Genomic DNA, 22456 nt, shown 5'->3' on the forward strand with positions numbered 1-22456 from the left:
GCAATGCCGGCGCCATCGGCGGCATAATGCGTGGGCAACTCCCTCCACAGGATTCCGCATGAACGCCCCCGCATCGCTGGCCTACCAGGTCGCCCTTTCCGACCACGCCCGCAGCGCCGAACAGCGCGCGGCGCTCCTCGCCGGCGAGCTCGGCTTCGGCAAGTACTTCACCGACCACATGGTCGCCATCCAGTGGGACAAGGCGAAGGGCTGGCACGACGCGCAGGTGCGCGCCTACGGTCCGCTGGCGCTCGATCCGGCCGCGGCGGTGCTGCATTACGGCCAGGAAATCTTCGAAGGCATCAAGGCGTACCGCCACGCCGACGGCTCGATCTGGACGTTCCGTCCCGAGGCCAACGGCGCGCGCCTGCAGCGTTCCGCGGAGCGCTTGGCGCTGCCGAAGCTGCCGGTCGCCGAGTTCACCGAATCGCTGCGCCAGCTGGTCGCCGTCGACCACGAGTGGGTGCCGTCGGCGCCGGAAAGCAGCCTGTATTTCCGTCCGTTCATGATCGCCAGCGAAGCCTTCCTCGGCGTGCGCGCGGCGCAGGCGGCGTCCTATTACGTCATCGCCAGCCCGGCCGGCGCGTACTTCGCCAAGGGCGTGGCGCCGGTGTCGATCTGGCTGTCGGAGGACTACGCGCGCGCGGCCAAGGGCGGCACCGGCGCGGCCAAGTGCGGCGGCAACTACGCCGCTTCGCTGCTGCCGCAGCAGGAAGCCTATGCGCAGGGCTGCTCGCAGGTGCTGTTCCTCGATCCGGTCGAGGGCAGGTACATCGAGGAACTCGGCGGCATGAACGTGTTCCTGGTCTACAGGGACGGCCGCATCGTCACCCCGGAACTGTCCGGCAGCATCCTCGAAGGCATCACCCGCTCCAGCATCCTGCAGCTGGCGCGCGACCGCGGGCTGAAGGTCGAGGAGCGCAAGGTGTCCATCGACGAGTGGAAGAACGGCGTGGCCTCGGGCGAGATCAGCGAGGTGTTCGCCTGCGGCACCGCCGCGGTGGTCACGCCGATCGGCGAGCTGAAGGGCAAGGGCTTCGTGGTCGGCGACATCGACGCGCCGGCCGGCGAGGTCACCATGGCGATCCGCCAGGAGCTGACCGACATCCAGTACGGCCGCGCGCCCGACCGTCACGGCTGGTTGGTCAGGTTGCGGTAAGCGCGCCGGGTTCGCCTACAGGCGCACCCACCAGCATCCCAGGTGCCGTCGCAGGCCGAACACGGCGTGCGACGGCGTGCTGCCGTTGCTCAGCGTCTGCTCCACGCGCAGGCCGACCAGCTGCGGCCTGCGGGTCGCCTCGCCCGGTTGCCCGGCGGGATCGGGCGTTTCATAGCCGTATTCGTCTTCGCGATTGCCGGCGTACATCGGCTGCACGTCCACCAGCGGCCGCCGCGCGATCGCGTCCAGGCGGCCCATCAGCCGGTACGCGTTGGCGGTGCCCATGCCGGCCCAGTCGTACAACGCGGCGATGCGGTTGGCGTCGCCGGAGCGGATCGCCTCGTCCAGCGCATAGGCGAGGTCCTGCACGCTGCGCGCGCAGACGTTCTGCGGGACGCGGGCGGCATCGGCGGACGCCGGCGGCGCGCGGTAGTCGCTGGCGCCGATATCCTCGCACTGGCGGTCGGTGAAGACCCGTGTGCCGTCCGCCGCGAGGCAGTGCCTGACCTGCGCGCGCGCCGCCCCGTGCGGCAGCGCCAGCGCGAGGGCGAACAGGAGCGTCAGGACGACGGAACGCGGCATGCGTGCAGGGTACACGCAGGCCGTGAGGCCGCCGATCGGGTCACAGCCGCTGCAGGATCGACTGGGTCGGCTTGGCGAGGTTCAGCGTGTAGAAGTGCAGCGCCGGCGCGCCGCCGTCGATCAGGCGGCGGCACAGCCCGGCCACCACGTCGGCGGCGAACTCGCGCACCGCCTCGGCATCGTCGCCGTGCGCCTGCATGCGCTTGGCGATCCAGCGCGGGATCTCCGCGCCGCAGGCTTCGGAGAAGCGACGCAGCTGGCTGAAGTTGGCGATTGGCATCACCCCGGGGACGATGGGCGCGTCGATGCCGAGCGCGCGGGCGTCCTCGACGAAACGGAAGTAGGCGTCCGCGTTGTAGAAGTACTGGGTGATCGCGCCGCTGGCGCCGGCGTCCACCTTGGCCTTGAAGTGGCGCAGGTCGGCCTGTGCATCGTCGGCCTGCGGATGGGTTTCCGGATAGGCGGCGACTTCGATGTGGAAATGGTCGCCGTGTTCGTCGCGGATCAATTGCACCAGTTCGTTGGCATAGCGCAGGTCGCCGCTGCGGGCCATGCCCGAGGGCAGGTCGCCGCGCAGCGCGACGATGCGGTCGCAGCCCAGCGCGCGGTACAGCTTGAGGAGGGTGCGGATTTCCTCGCGGCTGCCGCCCACGCAGGTGAGGTGCGGCACGCCGGTGACGCCGTGCTCGCCGCGCAGCCGCTGCACGGTCTCCGGTGTGTGGCTGAGGGTGGAGCCGCCTGCGCCGAAGGTGACCGACATGAACTGCGGCGCGTATGCCTTGAGCTTGCGCACGGTGCGGTCGAACTGCGCGTGCTGTTCGTCGGTCTTGGGCGGATAGAACTCGAAGCTGATCGGCAGCATCGCGGTCGTGGTGTTCCGGAGGTGCGGGAATTATATATCTCTTTTTCGCGATGAAGCGATATATATAAATTCGAGGCCCTTGTGCGCGGGATGACGCGGGTCAATGCGCGCACAGGGCGGCGCCGTTACAACAGCGGCAGGACGTAATCCGGAGAGAACGCATGGATCAGGACAGCATCCCGAGCGGGCGCATCGCGCTTGCCGGCAGCGGCTACGAAGGCCGGCTGGAGCGCGTATTCGGCCACGATGCGGAGAAGGTGTGGGCGATGCTCGTCGAGCCGGCGGCGATGGCGCAGTGGCTGGCGCCGGGCGTCATCGAACGGCGGCAGGGCGGCGCGGTGCGGATCGACTTCGCCGACAGCGGCATCGTCATCGACAGCGCGGTCACCGCGTTCGAACCGCGGCGCCTGCTGGAGTATTCGTGGAGCAGCGGCGGCCAGCCGCAGCGTCCGCTGCGCTGGGAGCTGCATCCGTGCGACGGCGGCACGCGACTGGAACTGGGCGTGCGCGTACCGAAGGAAGAAGACCCCGCCAAGGCCTGCGCCGGCTTCGAGGGGCATCTGGAGATGCTGGCGGCGGCGTTGGAAGGCGTGCCGATCCGGTTCCCGTTCGACCTGTTCGTGCAGGCGCGCAAGGCGTACGCGGAGCAGGTGGCGGGCTTGCAGAGCTAGTCCATCAAGCAACGGACGTGTCGCGATACGGGCGGTAGCGATCCGTCGCCGCCGCCCGGCTTGCCGCGCCGTCCATCCGCCGCATCGGCCATTGCCCGGCCGCTGCGGCCGCTCGTCATGTTTCCTGCCGCGCCGCCGCGGCAGCCGCCAACCTGTCGCCATCCCGACCCTCGCAGAAAGGAGTGATGGCGATGTCCCGCAACATCCTGTGTTCCCGCAAGCTTTCTCCCGCCGTGATGCTGGCCCTGCTGGTGGCCGCCGTGATCGCACCCGCCAGCCGCGCCGCCGAGGCGCCGACGTCCGAAGGCATCGCCGTGGACGTGGTCGGCGAGGGCCGGCCGGTGCTGATGATCCCCGGCCTGAGCAGCAGCGCCGAGGTCTGGCGCGAGACCTGCGCGGCCCTGCAGCCGCAGGTGCAGTGCCACATCGTGCAGCTGCCCGGCTTCGCCGGCCTGCCGCCGGTGAAGGAGGCGCACTTCATGGAAGGCATGCGCGACCGCCTGCTGCGCTACGTCGAAAAGCGCGGCCTGCGCCAGCCGGCGGTGATGGGCCACAGCCTGGGCGGCGTGCTGGCCCTGCAGATGGCCATCGCCAAGCCCGAGGAATTGGGGCCGCTGGTCATCGTCGATTCGCTGCCGTTCCTGCCGGCGGCGCAGAACCCGGCGGCCACCGCCGAGATGATGAAGCCGATGGTGGAGGGGATGCGCACGCAGCTGCTGTCCATCGGCGCCGACGCCTGGCGCGCGCAGTCCGAGGCGACCGCGCGCGGCATGGTGCGCACGCCGGAGCGCGTCGGCACCGTGGCCGACTGGAGCGTCGCCAGCGACCGCGCCACCGTCGGGCAGGCGATGGCAGAACTGATGAGCACCGACCTGCGCGGCCAGCTGGGCGCGATTCGCTCGCCGGTGCTGGTGCTGGCCGCGTGGGCGGCCTACGCGGCGCAGGGCGGCACGCCGGAAATGACCACGAGCATCTTCCGCACCCAGTACGCCGGGCTGCACGACGTGCGCATCGAAGTGAGCCGCACGGGCTACCATTTCCTGATGTGGGACGATCCGCAGTGGCTGCAGGCGCAGGTGCGCGAATTCCTCGCCTCGCCCGTGCAGGATACGAAGCACTGACCGCCATGCAGGCCGCAGGGGAGCCGTTGGACGCCGACACCGACAAGCAGCAGCGCCGTTTCCTGGCGATCAACGGCGCGGTCTGGGCGGCGTACGCGGGCATCAGCCTGTCGTTCGGCACGCTGGTCTTCGGCTGGTATTCCGGCGTCGCGGCGATCAGCGTGCTGATGGCCGCGCTGCTGTACCTGGCCAGCGCCCTGCTGCGGCGGCGCGCGCTGCGCCACGGCTGGCTCCAGCGCGACGGTCTTGCGCTGGCGGCGCGGCTGCTGGGCGGCGTGCTGGCCGGCGCCACCGCCATCCAGCTGGTGCTGGCGTTGCTGCTGCTGTCGCTGGCCGGGGCCGGCTGGATCGAACTGCCGGGCGGGCGCATGGACTACCGCCCGTCCTCCGTGTTCGGCTACTGGATCAACACCGCGATCGTGCTCGGCCTGTGGACGGCGGGCTGGGCCGGCGGACGCTCGCTGCGGCGCGCGCGGCAGAGCGAGCTGGCGCGGCTCAAGGCCGAGTCGGAGCGGCTCGCGCTGGAACGCGACGCGCTGCGTGCGCGGCTCAACCCGCACTTCGTGTTCAACGCGCTCAACAACCTGCGCGCACTGATCAACGAGGATCCGGCGCGCGCGCGGGAAATGGTGACGCGCCTGTCCAGCACGCTGCGGCACGCGCTGGAACACAACGCGCGCGACTGGGTGCCGCTGGCGGACGAGCTGCAGGTAGTGGAGGACTATCTGGCGATCGAGCAGATCCACTACGAGCAGCGCCTGCGCGTCCGCCGCGACTGGAGCGACGACGTGCGCGCCGCGCTGATCCCGCCGATGGCGCTGCAGCTGCTGGTCGAGAACGCGATCCGGCACGGCATCGCGGTGACGCCCGGCGGCGGCGAACTGCGCCTGCGGATCGGCATGGACGCGCGCACGCTGCGGGTCGAGGTGGAAAACCCAGGCATGCTCGGGCAAGGCGCGGCGGGCGGGCATGGCGTCGGCCTGGCCTATCTGCGCGACCGGCTGGCGCGCGCCGAGCGGCCGGGCCGCTTCGAGCTGCGGCAGCGGGGAACCGACGTGCTGGCCCGTCTGGAGATACCGCAATGACCGCGCTGCGCGTGCTGATCGTCGAGGACGCCCGGCTGGCCCGGCAGGAGCTGCGCACGATGCTGGCCGACCTGCCGGACGTGCAGTGCGTGGGCGAGGCCGACGACGTGCCGGCCGCGCGCGAGGCGATCGCGCGGCTGCATCCGGACCTGGTGCTGCTGGACATCCAGATGCCGTCGGGCAGCGGCTTCGACGTGCTGGACGGGCTGGAGCGCGCGCCGATGGTGGTGTTCACCACCGCCTACGACCAGTATGCGGTGCGCGCGTTCGAGGCCAATGCGCTCGACTACCTGGTCAAGCCGGTCGCGCCCGAGCGCCTGCGCGCCGCGCTGGAGCGCGCGGGCCAGCGGCTGGCGCAGGACGACGGCGAAGCGGCCGGCGGCGGGCCGCCTCGCGGCTTGCTCGGCGCCGACGACCAGGTGTTCCTGCGCGACGGCGAGCGCTGCTGGTTCGTCGCGCTGTCGGAGATCCAGCGCATCGTCGTCGACGGCAACTACGCCCGGATCTGGTTCCGCGACCAGAGCGCGCTGCTGGCGCGCAGCCTCAGCGCGCTGGAGGCGCGGCTGGATCCGGCGCTGTTCTTCCGCGCCAACCGCAACACCCTGGTCAACCTGCGCATGGTGCGCGGCGTGGAGCCGTCCATCGCCGACGGCTACCTGCTGCGGCTCAAGGGCGGCGGCGAGGTTGAGGTCTCGCGCCGGCAGGCGCGCGAGCTGCGCGAACGGCTGGCGTTGTAGGCCAAACGGAAACGCCCCCGTCGTTTCCGGCGGAGGCGTTTCGTGGCATTGCACCGTACCGCGCGCAGGGGCGCGCTGCGGCCGCCGGAATCAGTAGCGGTAGTGTTCCGGCTTGAACGGGCCGTCCACCGGCACGCCGAGGTAGTCGGCCTGCTCGCTGGTCAGCCTGGTCAGCTTCACGCCGATCTTTTCCAGGTGCAGGCGCGCCACTTCCTCGTCCAGCTTCTTCGGCAGGATGTAGACCTGCGGCGCGTAGGCGTCCTTGTTCGCCCACAGGTCGATCTGCGCCAGCGTCTGGTTGGAGAAGCTGTTGCTCATCACGAAGCTCGGGTGGCCGGTGGCGCAGCCGAGGTTGACGAGGCGGCCTTCGGCCAGCAGGAAGATCGAACGACCGTTGGGCAGATCGAAGCGGTCCACCTGCGGCTTGATGTTGACCTGCTTCACGCCGGCCAGGCCCTTGAGCGCATCGACCTGGATCTCGTTGTCGAAGTGGCCGATGTTGCAGACGATGGCCTGGTCCTTCATCCCCTGCATGTGGGCGAGGGTGATGATGTCCTTGTTGCCGGTGGTGGTGACGTAGATGTCGGCGACGCCGAGGGTGTCCTCGACGGTCTTGACCTCGTAGCCTTCCATCGCCGCCTGCAGCGCGCAGATCGGATCGATCTCGGTCACGATCACGCGGGCGCCGTAGGCGCGCAGCGAATGCGCGCTGCCCTTGCCGACGTCGCCGTAGCCGCAGACCACCGCCACCTTGCCGGCCAGCATCACGTCCATCGCGCGCTTCAGGCCGTCGGCCAGCGACTCGCGGCAGCCGTACAGGTTGTCGAACTTCGACTTGGTGACCGAATCGTTGACGTTGATCGCCGGCACCAGCAGCTGGCCCTTCTCGGCGAGCTGGTAGAGGCGGTGCACGCCGGTGGTGGTTTCCTCCGACACGCCCTTCCAGTCGGCGACGACGCGGGTCCAGTAGCCCGGACGCTCGGCGTGCACGCGCTTGAGCAGGTTCTTGATGACCTGCTCCTCGTGGCTGCCGGAGGCCGAGTTAACCCAGCTCTCGTCGCCTTGTTCCAGTTCAAAGCCCTTGTGGATCAGCAGGGTCACGTCGCCGCCATCGTCCACCACCAGCTGCGGGCCGAGGAAGCCGCCGTTGCCGTCGGGGAAGGACAGCGCGTCCAGCGTGCAGTCCCAGTATTCCTCCAGCGTCTCTCCCTTCCACGCGAACACCGGCGTGCCGGTGGCGGCGATCGCGGCGGCGGCGTGGTCCTGCGTCGAGAAGATGTTGCACGAGGCCCAGCGCACGTCGGCGCCGATGTCCTTCAGCGTCTCGATCAGCACGGCGGTCTGGATAGTCATGTGCAGGCTGCCGGTGACGCGCACGCCCTTCAGCGGCGTGGAGGCGGCGTGCTTCCTGCGGATCGACATCAGGCCGGGCATCTCGTGCTCGGCGATGTCGAGTTCCTTGCGGCCCCAGTCGGCCAGCGAAATGTCGGCGACCTTGTAGTCGCCCTCGGTCGAGAAGGTCCTGGTTGCGGCGTTCATGCGGATGCTCCGTGAGTGCGGTGGATTGCGGTCACGGGCGCCGTTGTTTCGATGCCGAGCCTGGTCGCATGTCGCGATCGCAGCGCCCCTCGGCCGGCGCGCATTGTAGCGCCCGCGGGCGCGGGGCGGATGAACCGGCCGTCGGGAAGCCGCCCCCGTGGCCGGATGCGGCCCGCGGCGAAGGCGTCAGCCGTCCAGTTCTTCCCAGCGCGCGTATGCCTTGTCCAGCTCGGCCTGCAGCGCCGCGAGTTCCGCGTTGGCGCGCTGCTGCGCGGCGGCGTCCTGCGCGTAGAAGGCGGCGTCCTGCATCGCTTCGGTGCGCGCGGCGATGTCGGTTTCGAGCTGCTCGATGCGGCCGGGCAGCTGTTCCAGTTCGCGCTGGTCCTTGTAGCTGAGTTTCTTCTTCGCCGGAGGCAAGATCGGCGCTGCCTTTTGCTCGTCATTCCCGCGAAGGCGGGAATCCAGCGTCTTTCGAGATGAAACAAGATCAACAGCTGGATTCCCGCCTTCGCGGGAATGACGGGTAAGAACGGGCCGCTGGCGCAGCCAGTCGGTATAACCGCCCACGTAGTCTCCCAGCCGGCCGTCGCCTTCCAGCGCCAGCGTGCTGGTCACCACGTTGTCGAGGAAGTCGCGGTCGTGGCTGACCAGCAGCAGGGTGCCGGTGTAATCCAGCAGCAGTTCCTCCAGCAGCTCCAGCGTCTCGACGTCGAGGTCGTTGGTCGGTTCGTCCATCACCAGCAGGTTGGACGGCTGCGCGAACAGCCGCGCCAGCAGCAGGCGGTTGCGCTCGCCGCCGGACAGGCGGGTGATCGGCGCGCGCGCGCGCTCCGGCGAGAACAGGAATTCCTGCAGGTAGCCGATGGCGTGCTTGCGGCTGCCGTTGATCTCCACGAAATCGCGCCCGCCGGCCACGTTTTCCAGCGCGCTGCGGGTTTCGTCCAGCTGGCTGCGGTGCTGGTCGAAGTAGGCGATCTGCAGGTTGGTGCCCAGCTCCACCTTGCCGGCGTCGGGCGTCAGTTCGCCCAGCAGGATCTTCAGCAGCGTCGATTTGCCGGAGCCATTCGGGCCGATGATGCCGACGCGGTCGCCGCGCAGGATCGTGGCCGAGGCGTCGCGCAGGATGACCTTGTCGCCGAACGCCTGCGACACGCCGGTCATCTCGACGACCTTCTTTCCGGACGCCTGCGCGGCGGCGGCCTCCATCTTCACCTTGCCGGTCAGCTCGCGGCGTGCGGCGCGTTCGCGGCGCATCGCCTTGAGGGCGGTGACGCGGCCTTCGTTGCGGGTGCGGCGGGCCTTGATGCCCTGCCGGATCCACACTTCCTCCTGCGCCAGCAGCTTGTCGAAGCGCGCGTTCTCCTGCGCCTCGGCGTGCAGGCGCTCCTCGCGGCGGCGCAGGTAGTTGTCGTAGTCGCCGGGCCAGCCGGTGACCTGCCCGCGGTCGATCTCGACGATGCGGGTGGCGAGCGCGCGCAGGAAGCTGCGGTCGTGGGTGACGAAGACGAGGCTGCCGGCGAACGACTTGAGGAAACCCTCCAGCCAGTCGATGGCCTCGATGTCGAGGTGGTTGGTGGGCTCGTCCAGCAGCAGGATGTCGGGCGCGCGCACGAGGGCTTGCGCAAGCAATATGCGCCGCTTCATGCCGCCGGACAGCGCGGCGAAGTCGGCGTCCTCCGGCAGCTCCAGCCGCTCCAGCACCTGCTGCACGCGGCGGTCGATGTCCCAGCCGTCGCGCGCCTCGATGGCGGTTTGCGCGGCGGCCATCGCGGCCATGTCGCCTTCGTGCACCGCGTGGTGGTAGCGCGCCAGCAGCTGGCCCAGGTCGCCCAGCCCGTCGGCGACCACGTCGAACACCGAGCCCTGCGTGTCCTGCGGCACTTCCTGCGCCATCCGCGCGACCACCATGCCGTTCTGCACGCGGATCTCGCCGTCGTCGGGCCGGATCTCGCCGGCCATCAGCCGCATCAGCGTGGACTTGCCCGCGCCGTTGCGGCCGACGATGCAGACGCGTTCGCCGGGTTCGATGGTGAGGTCGACGTGATCGAGCAGCAGCGGGCCGCCGACGCCGTAGTCGACGCGCTGGAATTGCATCAAGGGCATGCGCGCATTGTAGAGGGTCGCGGTGGCTTGGGCGCCTTGCCGTGCGTCGACGCAGCAGGCCGGAGAACCCGGGCCCGCTTCACTTGTGGCTAACGCGGCGCGAGGCGGGTGCTGCTATATCCGAGGCTCCCCCAATGCAATGGATCGCCATGCCACGCCAGCCCCTGTCATCGACATCCCGCGTCCTCGTATTCTCCTGCGCCCTCGCGCTCGGCGCCTGTGGCGGCGCGCCCGATCCCGCGGCGACCGCCGGGCAGGCCGGCGTCTCCCCGGCCGGCGAGGCGCCCAGGCAGGCCGATGCCGGCCCGTTGAGCGCGGGCGAGATCGAGTTCCCGGCCATCCCGCAGATCGTGGTGCCGGACATCGTCGGCGTCGGCCCGGCCCAGCGCGCGCTGGAGTCTTCGATGCAGGATGTCCTCGATCCCATCGCCGGCATCAGCGTGCGCCCGGCCAGTTGCGCGACCGATGGCGCGCTTGTGAACGATGCCGGCATCACCAGCGTCGATGAGCACGGCAGCCTGCTCCGCAACGGCGACGAGGGCATCTTCAAGATCGGCGCGGACGGCAGCGGCACCGCCAACTTCGAGGGAGGCATCGTCACGGTGAATGCGGACGGCAGCGGCACCATCAACGGCAGCGGCGAAGGCGGCGCGGACGACGCCATCATCCGGGTCGAGGCCGACGGCAGCGGCACCTACAACGGCCGCTACGGGATCATCTCGCTGGACGGCCGGGGCGCCGGCACCTGGAACGGCGACAGCGGCATCATCACCAACAACGGCGACGGTTCCGGTACGTGGAACGGCCCGCAGGGAATTGTGCGCATCGAGAGCGACGGCTCCGGCACGTGGAACGGTCCGCACGGCCTGGTGGTGAACAACGGCGACGGCACCGGTCAGGTCGGCACGCCCGCGAAGCAGGTGGCGATGGCGCCGATCCCGAAAGTGGCGCCGGCCGGCAGGTTTCCGCCGCTGAAGAAATTCGCCCCGCCGGGTGCGCCCTGCGGCTTCGTGATCACGCTGGAGGATCGCGTGCTGTTCGACTTCGACAAGTCCGACATCCGCCCGGATGCGTCGAAGGTGCTGGACGTGCTGGCCGGCGCGCTGCGGGGCGTTCAGGCCAAGGCGATGGAGATACGCGGGCATACCGATGCCAAGGGCGGCGACGACTACAACCAGGCGTTGTCCGAGCGGCGCGCGAACGCCGTGGTGGCCGCCCTGCGCGAACGCGGCACTGCGCGCGAGGCCGGCGCGAAGGGCTATGGCGAGGCGCAGCCGGTGGCGCCCAACGAGCTGGAAGGACGCGACAACCCCGCCGGGCGCCAGCTGAACCGCCGGGTCGAAATCTTCGTGCGCACCTGACCGGCGCGCCATTCCGCCATCCGGAGGGAAAGGACATGACGAACACGATGCGATGCGCCATCGCCGCGGCCCTGCTGGCGGCATCCGCCGGGGGCGCGCGGGCCGGGGATTTCGGATTGGACTACGAGGTCGAGCGCGTGCCCGCCGCGCGGCTGTCGGTGGCGCAATGCGCAGCCACCATCAAGCGCGCGGCGGAGGCGGCCGGCTACGCGACGCGCGCGCAGGACGTGCAGGGCAAGCTGGCCGTGCACGTTTCCGGGCCCGGCGGCGGCGGTCGGTCGCTGGTGACCTACTGCATCCAGGCCGGTGCGTTGACGGTCTGGGTGGTGCAGGCGCTGGACTATGCCGGGCCTGGCAACCCGGCCTCGGCGCGGATCAAGGCCGAGGTCGCGGCGGCCTTGCGCAAGGCCGCCGGGTCGGACGCGGCCAGGTAGGCGTCGCGGCGGCGGAAAAGGAACGGGCCGCATCGCTGCGGCCCGTCCCGGTGTCGCGTATCGAAGACGCGGCTTACTTCAGCTTCGCCGCCTTGCGCAGCGCCTCGGCCTTGTCGGTCTTCTCCCACGAGAAGGCGGTGGCCTTGTGCTTTCTGCCTTCGCCGTCGGTGTAGCCGATTTCCTTCGGCTTGCGGCCGAAATGGCCATAGCTGGCGGTCGGCTGGTAGATCGGATGCTCCAGGTCCAGCATGCGGGTGATGCCGTAGGGGCGCAGGTCGAAGTGGGCGCGGATCAGCTTCTCGATGGTGTCGTCGCTGACCTTGCCGGTGCCGAACGTCGTCACCGAGATCGAGGTCGGCTCGGCCACGCCGATGGCGTAGCTCACCTGCACCTCGCACTTGTCGGCCAGGCCGGCGGCGACGATGTTCTTCGCCACGTAGCGCGCGGCGTAGGCGGCCGAGCGGTCGACCTTCGACGGATCCTTGCCGGAGAACGCGCCGCCGCCGTGGCGGGCCATGCCGCCGTAGCTGTCGACGATGATCTTGCGGCCGGTCAGGCCGCAGTCGCCCACCGGGCCGCCGATCACGAACTTGCCGGTCGGGTTGATGTGCACCCTGTTCTTCGGCAGCGCGTCCAGCCACTTCTTCGGCAGCACCGGTTTGAGGATGCTCTCGCGCACGGCCTCGATCAGGTCCTTCTGCTTCACGCCCGGATCGTGCTGGGTCGAAAGCACCACGGCTTCCAGCCCGACGATGTCGTGGCCGTCGTAGCGCAGGGTCACCTGCGACTTCGCATCCGGGCGCAGCCACTTCAGCTTGCCGCTCTTGCGCACCTTGGCCTGCTGCTCCACCAGCCGGTGGCTGTAGTACAGCGGCGCGGGCATGAACTCCGGCGCCTCGTTGCAGGCGTAGCCGAACATCAGGCCCTGGTCGCCCGCGCCCTGGTCTTCCGGCTTCTTGCGGTCCACGCCCTGGTTGATGTCCGGCGACTGCTTGCCGAGCATGTTGATGATGGCGCAGGTGTGGCCGTCGAAGCCGACGTCGGAATTGTCGTAGCCGATCTCGTTGATGACCTTGCGCGCCAGCGCCTCGATGTCCACCCACGCGCTGGTGGTGACTTCGCCGGCGACGATGGCGGCGCCGGTCTTCACCAGCGTCTCGCAGGCCACGCGGGCGTGCTTGTCCTGGGCCAGGATCGCGTCCAGCACCGCATCGGAGATCTGGTCGGCGATCTTGTCCGGATGGCCCTCGGAGACCGATTCGGAGGTGAACAGATAGCTGGACATCGCTTTATATCCCTGTATTCGGATGAAAAGATGGGTGCGCATGATACAGCGGCGCGGCCGGATATGCATCCTGACCTGTTTTCGGCGGTCGTGGTGTTGGGCGGGTGTTAAGCCGGCCGTCACCGGCGGGTAACGCCGGTGCAATCCGATTGTCCCGGACGCGGCGCAGGCTGCCGGCCAACGGGGCCGCGAAACCGATCGCCATGATCCAGCTCGAACAACGTCTGCAGCAGCGCTTTCCGCATTGGTTCCGCGGCCGCCGCGCCGCCATCGCCCGGCCGGTGCTGCGCGGGATCGCGCGCTGGTCGCGGCTGGACGAGATCGATGCTTTCCTGGCCGCCAACCGGCACGTACGCGGCTTCGCCTTCGTGGCGGCGGCAATGCGCCACCTCGGCACGGGCTACACCGCCAGCCAGACCGACCGCGCGCGCATTCCCGTGCACGGCAGTCTGCTGATCGTCGCCAATCATCCATCCGGCGCGCTGGATGCGCTGGCCCTGCTCGATCTGGTCGGGCAGGTGCGGCGCGACGTGCGCATCGTCGCCAACGATTTCCTGTCTGCGCTGGAAGGCTTGGGCGATCTGTTGCTGCCGGTGCGCATTCTCGGAGGTCGGCTATCGGCGGACAGCGTGCGCGCGGTCGATGCGGCGCTGGCGCGCGGCGAATGCGTGATCGTGTTCCCGGCCGGCGAGGTGTCGCGCCTCGGGCCGGGCGGCATCCGCGACGGCCGCTGGCGGCGCGGCTTCCTGCGCTTCGCCCGCGCCTGCGGCGCGCCGGTGCTGCCGGTGCGCATCCAGGCGCGCAATTCGGCGCTGTTCTATGGCGCGTCGGCGCTGTTCAAGCCGGCGGGCACGGCGCTGCTGGCACGCGAGATGTTCGCCCGCCGCGCGCGCCGCATCGTGCTGCGGGTGGGAACGCCGCGTGCGATTCCATCAGGTGCTTGCGATGCCGACCTGCTGCGCCATATCCGCCGCGAGCTGTACGCGCTAGGCACGCACCGGCAGCGCGACGAACAGCCGGACAACTTCGGCTCCGAGCCGTTGGCCGAAGCGGTCGATCCCGCATTGGTACGCGCTGGCGTATCCGGCCTGCGCCTGCTGGGCCAAACCGGCGACGGCAAGCAAATCCGCGTCGGCACGCTGGCAGTAGGCGCGCCGCTGCTGCATGAAATCGGCCGCCTGCGCGAGCTGACCTTCCGCGCGGTGGGCGAGGGCACCGGCCGCCGCCTCGACCTGGATGCGTGGGACAGCTGGTACGAGCACATCGTGCTGTGGGACGACGCGGCGGGAAAAATCGCCGGCGCCTACCGCATCGCCCGTGGCGCGCCGGTGCTGGCCGCGCACGGCCTGCGCGGCCTCTACACCGCCAGCCTGTTCGACTACGGCGAGGACGCGTTGGCGCGCATCGCGCAGGGCATGGAACTGGGCCGCAGCTTCGTCGCGCCGGAGTATTGGGGCAGCCGCAGCATCGACTATCTGTGGCAGGGCATCGGCGCGTACCTGCGCGCGCATCCGAAGGTGCGCTACCTGTTCGGCGCGGTGTCGATCAGCGCGGCATTGCCGCTGGCGGCGCGCGCGCAGATCGTCGCCCACTATGCGCGCTGGCACGGCGGGCCGCAGGGCGAAGCGGTCTCGCGCCGGCCGTTCCACTACGAAGCGGCGGACGCCGGCGACGCCGCGCTGGACGCCGACACCGCCTTCCGCGTGCTCAAGGCCAACCTCGACGCGCTCGGCGCGCAGGTGCCGATGCTCTACAAGCAATACGTGGAATTGTGCGAACCGGGCGGCGCGCGCTTCCTCGCCTTCGGCGTCGATCCCGATTTCAGCGATTCGGTGGACGGGTTGATCGAAGTGGACATCCAGCGGATGCGGGCGAAGAAGCGCCAGCGCTACCTGGGCGACCCCGACGCAGCGGAGGCGGCGTGACGCCGGCGTCGCCGCCGCTGCGACGCGCGGTGTTCCTCTCCGACGTGCATCTGGGCGCGCGCCACTGCCACGCAGCGGAGCTTGCGGACTTCCTGTCCGCCCTGCGCTGCAAGCGCCTGTATCTGGTCGGCGACATCGTCGACCTGTGGTGGATGGCGCAGCGCCGCGCGCGCTGGGGCGCTGCGCACAACCGCGTAGTCGAGGCGCTGCACGCGCTGCGCCGCGCCGGCACCGAGATCGTCTACATCCCCGGCAATCACGACCGTCCGATCCGCCGGTTCTGCGGCCTTTCCCTGCCGGCGATGCGGGTGCGCCGACGCGCGATCCACGTCACTGCCGATGGCCGCCGCCTGCTGGTGACGCACGGCGACGATTACGATGCGGCGACGCACTTCGGCAATCTGCAGGAAAAATTCGGCGACTGGCTGTACTACCGCATCCTCACCGGCAACCAGTGGCTGAACGCCCTGCGCGGCCGGGTCGGCCTGCGCTACTGGTCGTTGTCGGAGTTCCTGAAATCGAAAAGCGGCGCGGCGGAGCGCTACATCGAACGCTTCGTGCAGGCGGGCCTGGACGATGCGCGCCGGCGCGGGTTGGACGGCATCGTCTGCGGCCACATCCACCGCGCCGCGCTGGTGCAGCGAGACGGGCTGGTTTACGCCAACGACGGCGACTGGGTGGAGAGCCTGAGTGCGCTGGTCGAGGAGATGGATGGCACGCTGCGGTTGCTGTCGCATGCAGGCAAGGAATTGGCCGAGGTGTCGCCGCGCCTGCGCGTTTCTCATGATGTGCCGCTGCCGAAGGCGGCCTAGGATCATCTCCGGCGCGAAAGCTCCGCCGATCCGACCCCCGGCGCCACGCGATGCGGAAGGCGAGGCTTGGCCGCGCGAACGCGGACTTTGCGGGAGGGAGGTTCCGCTTACCATCCGCGCATGGATTCCATCACCCACCTGTTCTACGGCGGCGTCATCGCCGCCGCCATCGCCCCGAAGCGGCACCGCCGCGCCGCCCTGCTGGCCGGCATGGCGTTGAACACGCTGCCCGACCTCGACGTGCTGCCGCTGCTGCTCAGCGACGACCCGGTGGTGCGGATGACCTGCCACCGCGCCGCCACCCATTCGTGGCTGGTGCTGCCGCTGGTCGCATGGGCGATCTGGTGGTGCTTCCGGCGGCGCGGCGGGCGCGTGGCGGAAGCGCCGGCGCGCTGGTGGTGGACGATCTTCGTCTGCCTGATGGCGCATCCGCTGCTGGACAGCTTCACCATCTACGGCACGCAGCTGTTCTGGCCGCTGCCGCTGCCGCCGCTGATGTGGGGTTCGCTGTTCATCGTCGATCCGCTGTTCACGCTGCCGTGGGTGCTGGCGTTCGCGCTGGCGATGGCTGCGGGCGCGCGGCGCTGGGGCGGCCGGGCGCTGGCCGCCGGCTTCGCGCTCGGCGTCGGCTATCTCGGCTGGTCGCTGGCGGCGAAGGCGATGGTCGAACGCGAGGCCGGCCGTGCGCTGGCGGCCATGGGCCTGGCCGACGCGCCGCGCTTCTCGGTGCCGATGCCGCTCAACACCCTGCTGTGACGGGTGGTGGCGATGACCCCCGGCGGCTACGTCGAAGGCTTCCGCTCGCTGGCCGCCGATCGCGCGCCGATGACGTTCGCCGGCCATGCCGCCAACGTGCAGGCGCTGCGCGAGGCGGGCGACGTGCCGACGGTCAAGCGACTCGTCTGGTTTACCCGCGGCTTCGTGCAGGCGCGGGTGGTGGACGGCGAACTGGTGCTGTCCGACCTGCGCATGGGCAGCGAGCCGGACTATTTCTTCCGCTTTGCGGTGGCGAAGCGGGCGGAGCAGGGATGGCAGCCGATTCCGGTGCGCCAGCTGGCGTCCCCGCCGCGCGACGTCGGCGCGATGTGGCAGTCCACCTGGACGCGCATCTGGAACGAGCCGCCAGCGCCGTAAGGGCGGAACCCGTGCCGTTTCCACGTGGCCGCCGTGAAAAGGGCGGCCTCCTGTCGCGCGTCGTTCAGGCCGCTTCCAGCAATTCCGGCGCCACGCCCGCCGCCAGCGCGTCGAAATACTCGCGCGTCAGCCGCAACTGCTCCATCGCGCTCTGCGCGCGGTTGACCACCGCGCGGAAGGCGGCGTTCTCCGGCCGGTCCTTCGCGTACCAGCCCAGGTGCTTGCGGGCGATGCGCACGCCCATGTCCTCGCCGTAGAAGGCGTGCAGCGCGTGCAGGTGGCCGAGCAGCACGTCGCGGACTTCCGCCGGCGACGGCTCCGGCAGTTCCTCGCCGGTGGCGAGGTAGTGCGCGATGCGGCCGAAGATCCACGGCCGGCCCTGCGCCGCGCGGCCGATCATCACCGCGTCGCAGCCGGTCGCGTCGAGCACCTGCCGGGCCTTGCGCGGCGAATCGATGTCGCCGTTGGCGATCACCGGGATTTTCAGCATCGCCTTGATCGCGGCGATGGTCTCGTACTCGGCCGCGCCGTTGTACTGCTGGTCGCGGGTGCGGCCGTGCACGGCCAGCGCGGCGATGCCGGCGTCCTCGGCGATGCGGGCGATCTCCGGCGCGTTCCTGTGGTCGGCGTCCCAGCCGGTGCGGATCTTCAGCGTCACCGGCACGTCCACCGCCTTCACCACCGCCTCGACGATCCGCGTCACCAGCGCCGGCTCGCGCATCAGCGCGCTGCCGGCCCAGGCGTTGCACACCTTCTTGGCCGGGCAGCCCATGTTGATGTCGATCAGCTGGGCGCCGTGGTCGACGTTGAAGCGCGCGGCCTCGGCCATGATTTCGGGCACGGTGCCAGCGATCTGCACGCTGACCGGATCGGGCTCGCCGACGTGGTCCATCCGGTGCAGCGACTTCGCGGTGTTCCAGAAGCGCGGGTCGCTGGTCGTCATCTCCGACACCGCCAGGCCCGCGCCCAGCTGCTTGCACAGCAGCCGGAACGGCTTGTCGGTCACGCCCGCCATGGGCGCGAGGATCACCTTCGGTTCGATGGCGTGGGGGCCGATGCGCATGCGCGCATTGTAGGCCGCGGCCCGCGGCAGGGCCGCACGATGCCGGCTGCCGGGAGCGGCGAAGTGAACTTATGATGGAGCGGTCGCGAGGGGCGACGACGGGGACACGACGATGACGAAACGATGGATCGCGGCCGTGCTGGCCGCGGGCCTGCTGGCCTGCAACCTGGCGTTCGCGCAGGCCAAGGACGTGAGCGAGCTGGCGTGGGTCGAGGGGCCGACCACCGCGCAGATCGCCGGCAAGGCGACGCTGAAGGTGCCGGAGGGCTACGCCTTCCTCGATCCGGCCGGCGCGCGCGAGTTCAACCGGCTGACCGAGAACCCGGATTCCGGCGTCGACGAATACGTGCTGGCCAAGGACGACCTGTCCTGGGTGGCGTTCTTCACCTTCGATCCGGTCGGCTACGTGAAGGACGACGAGAAGCTCGAGGCCGACGACCTGCTGAAGTCGGTCACCGAGGGCACCGAGGAATCCAACGAGGAGCGCAAGCGCAACGGCTGGGATGCGGTGCACGTCACCGGCTGGGCGTTCAAGCCGCAGTACGACGGCGGGATCAAGTCGCTGGAGTGGGCATTCCGGCTCAAGGGCGAGCATTCCAAGGGCGAGAGCGTCAACTACAACACCCGCCTGCTGGGGCGGCGCGGGGTGATGCAGGTGCTGCTGGTGACGGGGCAGGACGGCTTGCAGGCGTCGGTGGCCGACTTCAAGGCGCGGCTGCCCGGCTTCTCCTTCAACGACGGCGACCGCTACGCCGATTTCCGCCCCGGCGACCACGTGGCCGAATACGGGCTGGCGGCGCTGGTCACCGGCGGCGCGGCGGCGGTCGCGGCGAAGAAGGGCGTGTTCGCGGCCATCGGCATCTTCCTGCTGAAGATGTGGAAGGTGCTGTTGGTGGGGCTGGCCGGCGGATTCGCCGCCATCCGCAAGTTCTTCGGCGGCAAGGGCGCGCAGTCCTGAACCTGCCCGCCGCCGAGACGCTGCTGCTGCCGGGCATCGCGGCGTTCTACCTGTACGACAGCGCGCTGCTGCTGTACGCCGACGAGGTGGTGTTCGCCCGGCCGCTGCGCCGCTGGCGGGCGGCGCTGGGCGAGGGCGCGACCTGGCAGGGCCGCTTCCTGGCGTTCCCGGCGCTGTTCGCGCCGGGCGCGCCGGTGTTCCGCGCGGTCTGGAGCGAAGGCGGCCGGACCGCCCGCGCGCCGGCGACCGAGCGCGTGCTGGGCGTGCTGCGCCCGCTGCGCTGGGCGGCCTGGCTGGTGGCGTTCGCGCTGTTCGCGCTGGTGCCGCTGGCGCTGCTGCTGCACGCGTCGCAGGGATGGCTGCTGGGCCTGCTGGCGCTGATCTACCTGCCCACGCTGCTGGCGGTGGCGCATCTTGCGCGGCACCGCGCGGCGCTGGGGCTGGCCTGGGGCGAACTGGCCGCGATCGCCTTCGACGTGCTGGCCTGCCCGCCGTTCGCGCTCAACCTGGTGCGGCGGGTGACGCTGCGCTGCGGCTTGGCGCAGCCCGCGGCGGCGTTCGCCGACGCGGTGCTGGACGCGGCGTCGCGGGCGCGGCTGGAGCGGGCGCTGGAAGCGCGGCGCGCGCTGCTGGCGGACGACGGCGGCGCGGAGGATTCGGCATGACCTGGGTGGAAGCGGCCTCCATCGCCGCCGGGCTGGCCATCGGCTACTGGCTGGTGTCGGTGTTCACGCGGCGGCCTGACGAGGATGCGGATGCGGGCATGCCGCCGCCGGAATTCGATGCGCAAACCGGCGGCGTCGAACGCCCGTGGCACGAGGTGCTGGACGTGTCCGAATGGGCCTCGGACGAGGAGGTCGCGGCGGCCTACCGCGCCAAGGCCGCGCAGTACCACCCGGACAAGGTGGCGACGATGGGGCCGGAAATCCGCGCTTTGGCCGCGCTGAAGATGGCCGAGATCAACGCCGCCTGGCGCGACGCGCGTCGCCGCCGCTAGCGCGGCACGCCGTCAGGCCGCCGCCTCCAGCGCCGCGATCACCTCGCGCCCGTAGCGCTCCAGCTTGCTCGCGCCGACGCCGCCGATGCCGGCCAGCGCGTCGAGGTCGCGCGGCATCTCCAGCGCGATCGCGCGCAGGGTGGCGTCGTGGAAGATCACGTAGGCCGGCAGGTTCTGCGCGCGGGCGGCCTCGGCGCGCCACTGGCGCAGCGCGGCGAAGCGGACGGCGGCGTCTTCCGGCAGCTCGACGGGCGGCGGCGCGGCGCGCTTGTCGTCGCCCTGCCGCGAACGCCGCCGTTCCGGCTTCGGCGCGTCCATGCGCAGGTGCAGGCTGCGCTCGCCGCGCAGCAGCGGGGTGGCCTCCGCCGTCAGGCGCAGCGCGCCGTGGCCGTCGAGATCGGTGTCCAGCAGGCCGGCGGCCAGCAGCTGGCGGAACACGCCGCGCCACTGGCGCATGTCGAGGTCGCGGCCGATGCCGTAGGTGCTGAGCGTTTCGTGGCCGAACTGGCGCACCTTGGCCGTATCCGCGCCGCGCAGCACGTCGATGACGTGCGCCGCGCCGAAGCGCTGGCCGGTGCGGTACACGCAGGACAGCGCCTTGCGCGCGGCCTCGGTGGCGTCCCAGGTCTGCGGCGGCTGCAGGCAGTTGTCGCAGTTGCCGCAGTCGCCCGCGTGGGCTTCGCCGAAATACGCCAGCAGGGTCTGCCGGCGGCAGGCGGTGGACTCGCAGTAGCCGATCAGCGCATCGAGCTTGCCGTGCTCCAGCCGCTTGCGCTCCTCGCTGGCGTCGCCGTCCTCGATCATCCGTCGCAGCAGCACCGCGTCGCCCATGCCGTAGCCCAGCCACGCCTCGGCCGGGTCGCCGTCGCGGCCGGCGCGGCCGGTTTCCTGGTAATAGCCTTCCAGCGACTTCGGCAGGTCGAGGTGGGCGACGAAGCGCACGTCGGGCTTGTCGATGCCCATGCCGAAGGCGATCGTCGCCACCATCACGATGCCGTCCTCGCGCAGGAAGCGGCGCTGGCGCTCGGCGCGCGTGGCTCCGTCCAGGCCGGCGTGGTATGCCAGCGCGGGCACGCCGCGCTGCGCCAGCAGTTCGGCGGTGGCGTCCACCTTGCGCCGCGAAAGGCAGTAGACGATGCCGCTTTCACCGCGATGGCGGTCGAGGAAGTCGAACAGCTGGCGGCGGCCGTCGTCGCGCGGCGCCACCGTGTAGCGGATGTTGGGGCGGTCGAACGAGCTGACGAACTGGCGGGCCTCGTCCAGCGCCAGCCGCTCGACGATCTCGCGCCGGGTCGGCGCGTCGGCGGTGGCGGTCAGGGCGATGCGCGGCACGCCGGGCCAGCGTTCGTGCAGCAGGGTGAGCTGGCGGTATTCGGGGCGGAAGTCGTGGCCCCACTGCGAAACGCAGTGCGCCTCGTCGATGGCGAACAGAGCGATCCGCGCCTGTTCCATCAGCGACAGGAAGCGCGGCGTCAGCAGGCGTTCGGGGGCGACGTAGAGCAGGTCGAGCTCGCCGGCGAGGAACTGCCGCTCGACCTGCGCGGCCTCGGCGCCGTCCAGGCTGGAATTGAGGAAGGCCGCGCGCACGCCGAGCTGGCGCAGCGCGTCCACCTGGTCCTGCATCAGCGCGATCAGCGGCGACACCACGATGCCGGTGCCGTCGCGCAGCAGCGCGGGAAGCTGGTAGCAGAGCGACTTGCCGCCGCCGGTGGGCATCAGCACCAGCGCGTCGCCGCCGTCGCGGACGTGATCGACGATGCGCCCCTGCTCGCCGCGGAAGCGGTCGTAGCCGAAAACGTGGCGGAGGGTGTCGAGGGCGGCGTCGGACATGCCGCAAGGGTAGCAAGCGGGAGCGATGCCGCCATCGGGCATCGCCTCGAAAGCGATCAGGATTCCCGCATTGCGAGGTCAGCCGGCGGGCGGGCGCCAGCCTTCCAAGTCGCTCCCCGATACTCGCTTGGTTGGAAGGCTGGCGCCCGCCCGCCGGCTGACTCAGACGATGCCGCTTACTGCAACAGCGAACGCAGCATCCACGCGTTCTTCTCGTGGACGTTCAGGCGCTGGGTCAGCAGGTCGGTGGTGGGATCGTCGCCGGCGTCGTCGGCGATCTTCAGCGCCTTGCGCGCGGTGCGGCAGACCGCTTCGTTGCCGGCCACCAGCTGGCGCACCATTTCGCGCCAGTCGGCGGTGTCGGTCAGGCCCGCTTCCTCCTTGATCGAGGTGAGGCGGGTGAACTCGCCGTAGCTGGCCGGCGCGTTGAAGCCCAGCGCGCGGGTGCGCTCGGCGATCTCGTCCAGCGCGTTCCACTGCTCGGTGTACTGGCCCTCGAACATCAGGTGCAGGCTGTTGAACATCGCGCCGGTGATGTTCCAGTGGAAGTTGTGGGTCTTCAGGTACAGGGTGAAGGCATCGGCCAGCACGTGCGCCAGGCCGTCGGCGATCTTGCGGCGGTCGGCCGCCGAAATGCCGATGTCGATGCCGGGGGCGCCGTCCGCATGTGCGGCGGGCGCGGCCTTGCCAGTCTTGCCGGTGGAGCTTTTCTTGGCCATGGGGACGTCCTCTCGGGTGGGCTTGGGCGACAATAAACCGCCGCCACGTTGCGGGGAAATGAAACCTTACTACTCCAGG

General features: G+C 70.4%; 20 protein-coding genes, 1 pseudogene and 1 riboswitch. Of the genes and pseudogenes, 13 read left to right on the forward strand and 8 right to left on the reverse strand.

Annotated elements, in window-relative coordinates; genetic code table 11:
• Positions 1-58: 58 nt before the first annotated feature.
• Positions 59-1159, forward strand: a complete 1101-nt coding sequence (locus H9L17_RS11425; protein WP_187569568.1) for a branched-chain amino acid aminotransferase — start codon at positions 59-61, stop codon at positions 1157-1159.
• Positions 1160-1174: 15 nt separating this feature from the next.
• Here the strand turns inward: H9L17_RS11425 and H9L17_RS11430 are convergent, their stop codons facing one another.
• Together H9L17_RS11430 and metF are read right to left on the reverse strand one after the other, a co-directional pair.
• Entirely contained in the window at positions 1175-1741 is a 567-nt protein-coding gene (locus H9L17_RS11430; RefSeq protein ID WP_187569569.1) for a hypothetical protein, read from the reverse strand.
• Between the two features lie 40 nt (positions 1742-1781).
• Positions 1782-2603 (reverse strand): methylenetetrahydrofolate reductase [NAD(P)H], encoded by an 822-nt coding sequence (metF, locus tag H9L17_RS11435; RefSeq protein WP_187569570.1) that lies wholly within the window; start codon positions 2601-2603, stop codon positions 1782-1784.
• A gap of 161 nt (positions 2604-2764) precedes the next feature.
• On the opposite strand from metF, the gene H9L17_RS11440 reads away from it, so the two are divergent.
• From H9L17_RS11440 to H9L17_RS11455, 4 genes are all read left to right on the forward strand, one after another.
• Positions 2765-3274, forward strand: coding sequence for an SRPBCC family protein (locus H9L17_RS11440; RefSeq protein ID WP_187569571.1), 510 nt, complete (start codon positions 2765-2767; stop codon positions 3272-3274).
• A gap of 191 nt (positions 3275-3465) precedes the next feature.
• A complete protein-coding gene (locus H9L17_RS11445) occupies positions 3466-4395 on the forward strand; it encodes an alpha/beta fold hydrolase (RefSeq protein ID WP_246455081.1) in 930 nt (309 codons plus the stop codon).
• A 5-nt stretch (positions 4396-4400) separates the two neighbouring features.
• On the forward strand, positions 4401-5480 hold the full coding sequence (locus H9L17_RS11450) for a sensor histidine kinase (RefSeq protein ID WP_187569573.1): 1080 nt from the start codon (positions 4401-4403) through the stop codon (positions 5478-5480).
• Positions 5477-6217, forward strand: a complete 741-nt coding sequence (locus H9L17_RS11455) for a LytR/AlgR family response regulator transcription factor (protein ID WP_187569574.1) — start codon at positions 5477-5479, stop codon at positions 6215-6217. Before H9L17_RS11450 ends, H9L17_RS11455 begins: the two co-directional genes overlap by 4 nt.
• A 90-nt stretch (positions 6218-6307) precedes the next feature.
• Here H9L17_RS11455 and ahcY read toward each other — a convergent pair whose 3' ends face one another.
• The gene (gene ahcY, locus H9L17_RS11460) at positions 6308-7756 is read right to left on the reverse strand and encodes an adenosylhomocysteinase (protein ID WP_187569575.1); all 1449 of its coding nucleotides are present in this window, start codon (positions 7754-7756) and stop codon (positions 6308-6310) included.
• 28 nt (positions 7757-7784) lie between these two features.
• A riboswitch (S-adenosyl-L-homocysteine riboswitch) is annotated at positions 7785-7853 on the reverse strand.
• 89 nt (positions 7854-7942) lie between these two features.
• The gene (locus tag H9L17_RS11465; RefSeq protein ID WP_187569576.1) at positions 7943-9859 is read right to left on the reverse strand and encodes an ATP-binding cassette domain-containing protein; all 1917 of its coding nucleotides are present in this window, start codon (positions 9857-9859) and stop codon (positions 7943-7945) included.
• Positions 9860-10008: 149 nt separating this feature from the next.
• On the opposite strand from H9L17_RS11465, the gene H9L17_RS11470 reads away from it, so the two are divergent.
• Both H9L17_RS11470 and H9L17_RS11475 read left to right on the forward strand, forming a co-directional pair.
• Positions 10009-11220 (forward strand): OmpA family protein, encoded by a 1212-nt coding sequence (locus H9L17_RS11470; protein WP_187569577.1) that lies wholly within the window; start codon positions 10009-10011, stop codon positions 11218-11220.
• A gap of 35 nt (positions 11221-11255) precedes the next feature.
• A complete protein-coding gene (locus H9L17_RS11475; RefSeq protein WP_187569578.1) occupies positions 11256-11654 on the forward strand; it encodes a DUF6180 family protein in 399 nt (132 codons plus the stop codon).
• Positions 11655-11727: 73 nt separating this feature from the next.
• Here the strand turns inward: H9L17_RS11475 and metK are convergent, their stop codons facing one another.
• Positions 11728-12939: a methionine adenosyltransferase gene (metK, locus tag H9L17_RS11480; RefSeq protein ID WP_187569579.1), complete on the reverse strand. Its 1212-nt coding sequence runs from the start codon at positions 12937-12939 to the stop codon at positions 11728-11730.
• A gap of 203 nt (positions 12940-13142) precedes the next feature.
• On the opposite strand from metK, the gene olsF reads away from it, so the two are divergent.
• From olsF to H9L17_RS11495, 3 genes and pseudogenes are all read left to right on the forward strand, one after another.
• Complete coding sequence (gene olsF / locus H9L17_RS11485; protein WP_187569580.1) at positions 13143-14864, forward strand: bifunctional ornithine lipid synthase OlsF; 1722 nt, start codon at positions 13143-13145, stop codon at positions 14862-14864.
• Complete coding sequence (locus H9L17_RS11490) at positions 14861-15676, forward strand: UDP-2,3-diacylglucosamine diphosphatase (RefSeq protein ID WP_246455082.1); 816 nt, start codon at positions 14861-14863, stop codon at positions 15674-15676. Before olsF ends, H9L17_RS11490 begins: the two co-directional genes overlap by 4 nt.
• Before the next feature lie 120 nt (positions 15677-15796).
• A pseudogene (locus H9L17_RS11495) lies at positions 15797-16810 on the forward strand (metal-dependent hydrolase).
• 64 nt (positions 16811-16874) lie between these two features.
• Here the strand turns inward: H9L17_RS11495 and dusB are convergent.
• Positions 16875-17873 carry a tRNA dihydrouridine synthase DusB gene (gene dusB, locus H9L17_RS11500; protein ID WP_187569581.1) on the reverse strand — a complete coding sequence of 333 codons (999 nt, stop codon included), beginning with the start codon at positions 17871-17873 and terminating at the stop codon, positions 16875-16877.
• Positions 17874-17985: 112 nt separating this feature from the next.
• Between dusB and H9L17_RS11505 the strand changes: the two genes are divergently transcribed.
• From H9L17_RS11505 to H9L17_RS11515, 3 genes are read left to right on the forward strand one after another with little or no spacing between them, the layout of a single operon-like run.
• On the forward strand, positions 17986-18831 hold the full coding sequence (locus H9L17_RS11505; protein WP_187569582.1) for a DUF2167 domain-containing protein: 846 nt from the start codon (positions 17986-17988) through the stop codon (positions 18829-18831).
• Positions 18750-19496: a hypothetical protein gene (locus tag H9L17_RS11510; protein ID WP_187569583.1), complete on the forward strand. Its 747-nt coding sequence runs from the start codon at positions 18750-18752 to the stop codon at positions 19494-19496. The genes H9L17_RS11505 and H9L17_RS11510 overlap by 82 nt, the downstream gene beginning before the upstream one ends.
• A complete protein-coding gene (locus tag H9L17_RS11515) occupies positions 19493-19828 on the forward strand; it encodes a DnaJ domain-containing protein (protein ID WP_187569584.1) in 336 nt (111 codons plus the stop codon). Before H9L17_RS11510 ends, H9L17_RS11515 begins: the two co-directional genes overlap by 4 nt.
• A gap of 12 nt (positions 19829-19840) precedes the next feature.
• On the opposite strand, the gene recQ is transcribed toward H9L17_RS11515, so the two are convergent.
• Both recQ and H9L17_RS11525 read right to left on the reverse strand, forming a co-directional pair.
• Complete coding sequence (gene recQ, locus H9L17_RS11520) at positions 19841-21658, reverse strand: DNA helicase RecQ (RefSeq protein ID WP_187569585.1); 1818 nt, start codon at positions 21656-21658, stop codon at positions 19841-19843.
• A gap of 176 nt (positions 21659-21834) precedes the next feature.
• A complete protein-coding gene (locus H9L17_RS11525) occupies positions 21835-22377 on the reverse strand; it encodes a Dps family protein (protein ID WP_187569586.1) in 543 nt (180 codons plus the stop codon).
• Positions 22378-22456 lie beyond the last annotated feature (79 nt).

Source organism: Thermomonas brevis, from assembly GCF_014395425.1.
Classification (GTDB): domain Bacteria; phylum Pseudomonadota; class Gammaproteobacteria; order Xanthomonadales; family Xanthomonadaceae; genus Thermomonas; species Thermomonas brevis.